At 26.5% G+C, this 1,081-nt stretch carries 1 protein-coding gene and 1 pseudogene; both read right to left on the bottom strand.

What is annotated here, in order from left to right; genetic code table 11:
• Positions 1–282 (bottom strand): annotated as a pseudogene (locus BN7997_RS15735) (hypothetical protein); the annotation flags it as partial.
• Positions 195–545, bottom strand: a complete 351-nt coding sequence (locus BN7997_RS05905; protein ID WP_071119193.1) for an IS630 transposase-related protein — start codon at positions 543–545, stop codon at positions 195–197. The pseudogene BN7997_RS15735 and the gene BN7997_RS05905, both read right to left, overlap by 88 nt.
• Positions 546–1,081: the final 536 nt, after the last annotated feature.

Raw genomic sequence — 1,081 nt, 5'->3', positions numbered from 1 at the left:
AGAGATAATCTTATCTCCACATTTTCCTGCTACTATATTTGTTCTTTTGTATTTTTTACCTGGTATTTTATCGTAAACTTTTTTACCTCTTATAGCTCTTGCATATTCTCTATAAATATAACCTTGTATTCCTGTTTCATCAATATATACTATATCTTCTTCGCTAAAGTTTTTTATCTCATTTAAATATTTATTTACTTTTTCCTTACATTGTTCTTTGTATGAAGTTGTCTTTTTTTTCGTGTTATATTTAATTTCTTTAATGCTTTTCTTATTGCACACTCACTACAATTAAACTCCTCTGCAATCTCAACTAAATATGCATCTGGATGTTTTTCTATATATTTAATTAACTTTTCTGGATAAATCTTTTTTGGTTTTCTAACCTGTATTTTTACTTCACCTAATTTACCTTCCTTTTCTTTATTTATCCACCTAGTTAGTGTTGTTTCAGATATTTTAAATACTTTACAAGTTTCTTTGTAAGTATGGCCTTCTCTTTGGTATTCTACTGCTCTTTGTTTAAACTTTATATCATAACTCATATTATATTTGTTAACTTATTTAATAATTTTCATACCTTTATTATTAAGTTCGTTTACTATAAATATACCTGTAAAGTATGTTAGGCTTAAGTTTGAAAACTTTGATAAGTCTAAGCTTTTATAAGTTTTAAAAATCGTTTTCTGTAGTTTTTTGTCGTGCGATATAAATTGTCATTTATTTTAAATTCTAGTATAATTTAATAGCATTAAGTATAATTTAACGGCATATTAATTGCATTATTAAATCGTTTAATCCATAAAAATTATATATTTTGAGCATATATAATACGATTTAAAATTCGCTACGCTCATGTCGCCAACGATATGACGCTAGCTAACGCTTCGGTCACATCCGTTGCTTAAAATTCGCCGACGAAAAAATACACCCTTATGGGTGTATTTCAGATTGTAGACAAAATAGCCATTTTTAACTTATATAAAATGGCTATTTTCTTTTTTACAAAGATTTTTAGTGATAATATACTAAAAATAGGCGTAAGCCTTAGATTATTGGATGTATCTTTCCACATCCAATT

Source organism: Romboutsia timonensis, from assembly GCF_900106845.1.
Classification (GTDB): Bacteria; Bacillota; Clostridia; order Peptostreptococcales; family Peptostreptococcaceae; genus Romboutsia; species Romboutsia timonensis.
This window is presented reverse-complemented; position numbering and strand designations above follow the sequence as displayed.

Bases quoted from the DNA above. Each gene is read 5' to 3' on its own strand.
- BN7997_RS05905 (WP_071119193.1), bottom strand. From the start codon at position 545: ATGAGTTATGATATAAAGTTTAAACAAAGAGCAGTAGAATACCAAAGA.